Raw genomic sequence first — 3,080 nt, forward strand, 5'->3', positions numbered from 1 at the left:
ACTGCAGGTAGAGCCAGCGCAGCACGAACACCAGTGCGACGGCGCCGACGATCAGCCGCACCATCTCCTCGGTCACCAAGGCGGCGGTCAGCCAGCCGAGGCCGATGCCGATGACGGCGCCGGGCATCATGTCGACCAGCATCTTGCGGTCATAGACGCCCCACCACGTCCACACCGAAACGATATCCATCAGGCACAGGATCGGCAGCAGGATGGCCGCTGCCTGGACCGGCGGGATGGTCAGCGCCATCAACGGCACGCCGACGAAGCCGACGGCGCCGCCGAAGCCGCCTTTCGACAGGCCGACAAGGATCACCGCCGGGATGGCGGCGGCATAGAACCACGGATCGCTGAGCAAGCCTGACATCGGCAAGAGAAGGTTGGAGGAGGCGGGGAACCAAGCCATAGCGCGGAACGGCGCCGCCGGGATAGTCATTAATGCCGGCATCCGCTATTGCCGCCCAATCAGCACGACCATCTGCCCCGCCAGGGTCCGCCGGTCGGTCGGCCCGCCATTTCGGAGAGTGGAAATGAACGCCATCAGCATTCGCCGTGCACGTGAAGCGGACGTTGCGGTCATCGTCGCGATGCTTGCCGACGATGCGCTGGGCCGGGCCCGTGAAGACGCCACCCTGCCGCTGGCGCAACCCTATCTGGACGCCTTCGCGGCGATAGACGGCGATCCGAACCAGTTGCTCGCGGTGATGACCGATGGCGACGAAATCATCGGCACGCTCCAGATCACCTTTCTCGCCGGCCTATCGCAGCGCGGCGCGTGGCGCGGCCAGATCGAGGCCGTGCGCATCGCGTCCACCCGGCGCGGCGAGGGGCTGGGACAGCGCCTGTTGGAATGGGCGATCGACAAATGCCGCGAGCGCGGCTGCCGGGTCATGCAGCTGACGACGAACAAGAGCCGGACGGATGCGCATCGCTTCTATGAGCGCCTTGGCTTCAAGGCCAGCCATATCGGCTACAAGCTTGAACTCTAGAACAATTCCAGGAGAGGTGTGAGCGGTTTTCCGTCCGGAATTGCGTAAAAACAACGAGATAGCGCGTTTCGCCGTTTCCGTGAAACGGTGAAACGCACTAGCGATTGGCCGCTGGCTGTCGGCAATTGCGGCCGCTGCCCTACATCTTGTCCGGTCCCGGGTCGCCACCGGCGGCGGTGATCGCGAGCCGATCCAGATAGTGCGTCCAGCCCTTCTCGTGGCTGTCGCAAATCTCTCGGTCGGCAAGGCCGCTATGGGTTAGCTTGACCCGCGTCCCGCCCGGCTCTTCGACCAGATCGATTTCGACAAGGCTCGAACCGGGTGGCGTCCGATCGTTGCCCTCCCAGCCGAAGCTGTAGGCAAGGCGGTGGACGGGTATGACCTCGGTGAATTGGCCGCGAGCCGTGGCTCTTCCTCCCAAATTCAGCAGATAGAGACCGCCGGGGTTGGGTTCCGCCGTTGCCTCCGTTCCCATCCAGCGCACAATCTTGTCCGGATCTGTCAGGAAGGCGAAGACTGTCGCCGGCGGCGCCGCGATCTGTACCTCGCGACGAACGATCAAGGGTTCAGCCATCGAAACCTCCCGGGTTTGCGCGCCAACACGGCTCGCCTGGCAGGTGGCGCCGGGCCAGCGCTTTCGATTCGAAGCCAAATCGCCCTGCCGTTCAACTAAAATCTCGTTGGATCGATTCGCGCTGGTGACAGCGACGGAACGCCGAAGCATGATCATATCGATGCGGCTTTCTTCAACTTTCGCCTGGCTGGTCGACAGCGCCGGCGGCGCCGTCCAGCCGGATGATTTTCTGGCCACGCTCGGCGCGCGGCTGGTTGACGACGGATTGCCGCTCGTCGGTGGAGCCCTGACGCTCGCCGCGCCGCATCCGATCATAACGCGCCGCGCCTGGCTGTGGCGGGCCGAGACAGGCGTCGTCATGGAGGCGCTGGGTTTTGGCGCCGGCATGATGCCTGGAACCGGAGAGGCAGATCTCGGACGCGAATGGCTGGCGGGACTGGGAACCGGTGTCGTGTACGATTACATGGTTGGCCCCGAGTGCGAGGATGCGCAATGGGGGAATCCAAAACTGAACTGGGCCGCGGTACGCCCTCTCGCGGAGCACGAATCGAAAACACTGGACCAGGTGGCGCGCTTCGCCGTGGCGCCGCTTGCCGCTCTCGCCGCTAGGTCGACCCTGTCGGCCCTGCTTGAGGCCTATCTTGGGCAACGCAGCGCAGCGCAGGTGTTGGCCGGCCGTTCGCGGCGCGAGGTTGGCGAGACAATCCGCGCGGTCCTGTTCTACAGCGATTTGCGCGACTTTACCGCCCTGTCGGAAGAGACGGACGCCGAGCAGGTCGTGGCGGCGCTCAACGCCAGCTTCGACCGCATAGCCGGCGCCGTTCACGCTTTTGGCGGCGAGGTGCTGAAATTCATCGGCGACGGCGTGCTGGCGATCTTTCCTGTCGGCGAGCGCTCGGTCTCGGAGGCTTGCGAGGCGGCGTTGCGCGCGGTCGCAGCGGCGCGGGCGGGGATGGCGCAGCTCAATCAGGTTCGTGCCGGACAAGGCATGCCCGAGCTGCAATTCGGCATGGCGCTGCACATCGGCGACATGGTGTGGGGCAATGTCGGCACAGCCGACCGTCTGGATTTCACCGCAATCGGCCCGGCCGTGAACCTCGTCAGCAGGCTCGAAGGCCTGTGTCGGCCGCTTGGACGGAGCGTCCTGATCTCCGGCGCTGTCGCCGCGGAAACCACGACGCCCTTGGTTCCGTTGGGCGAACACCAATTGCGTGGAATTGTCAGACCGTGCGCCGTCTTCAGCCTGCCGGACGGGTGATCCCTGGAGCGGTTCGGCGTTTCCGCGAACCGGCTCTGTAAACGACGGAGCGCGGCGATCCGGCGGCGCCCCCGCGCTCGACGATCCTGCTTCGCCCTCCTGTTCAAGCTGGCCGCTTTGCTCTATGCCGCAATGCAACCATCTTCGCCCGGCATAGGCGAAACCGGGATCGAAGGCCAATGAACGATTTAACCCCGCCCAACCGCTGCCGCATCGTGCTGATCGCGCCGCCGCTCGTACCGGCCGAGCATATCTGCGC

4 protein-coding genes are annotated in these 3,080 nt (G+C 65.1%); 2 read left to right on the top strand and 2 right to left on the bottom strand.

The window, feature by feature from the left end; genetic code table 11:
* Positions 1–367, bottom strand: a 367-nt coding sequence (locus EOA27_RS29365; RefSeq protein WP_145970601.1) for a TSUP family transporter, incomplete at its 3' end; no start/stop codon positions are given.
* A 163-nt stretch (positions 368–530) separates the two neighbouring features.
* Here EOA27_RS29365 and EOA27_RS29370 point away from each other — a divergent pair.
* Positions 531–989: a GNAT family N-acetyltransferase gene (locus tag EOA27_RS29370; RefSeq protein WP_126080744.1), complete on the top strand. Its 459-nt coding sequence runs from the start codon at positions 531–533 to the stop codon at positions 987–989.
* A gap of 139 nt (positions 990–1,128) precedes the next feature.
* Here the strand turns inward: EOA27_RS29370 and EOA27_RS29375 are convergent, their stop codons facing one another.
* Positions 1,129–1,563, bottom strand: coding sequence for an SRPBCC domain-containing protein (locus EOA27_RS29375; RefSeq protein WP_126083675.1), 435 nt, complete (start codon positions 1,561–1,563; stop codon positions 1,129–1,131).
* Positions 1,564–1,723: 160 nt separating this feature from the next.
* Between EOA27_RS29375 and EOA27_RS29380 the strand changes: the two genes are divergently transcribed.
* A complete protein-coding gene (locus EOA27_RS29380) occupies positions 1,724–2,821 on the top strand; it encodes an adenylate/guanylate cyclase domain-containing protein (RefSeq protein ID WP_126083674.1) in 1,098 nt (365 codons plus the stop codon).
* Positions 2,822–3,080 lie beyond the last annotated feature (259 nt).

This window comes from Mesorhizobium sp. M2A.F.Ca.ET.037.01.1.1, assembly GCF_003998075.1.
Taxonomy (GTDB): Bacteria; Pseudomonadota; Alphaproteobacteria; order Rhizobiales; family Rhizobiaceae; genus Mesorhizobium.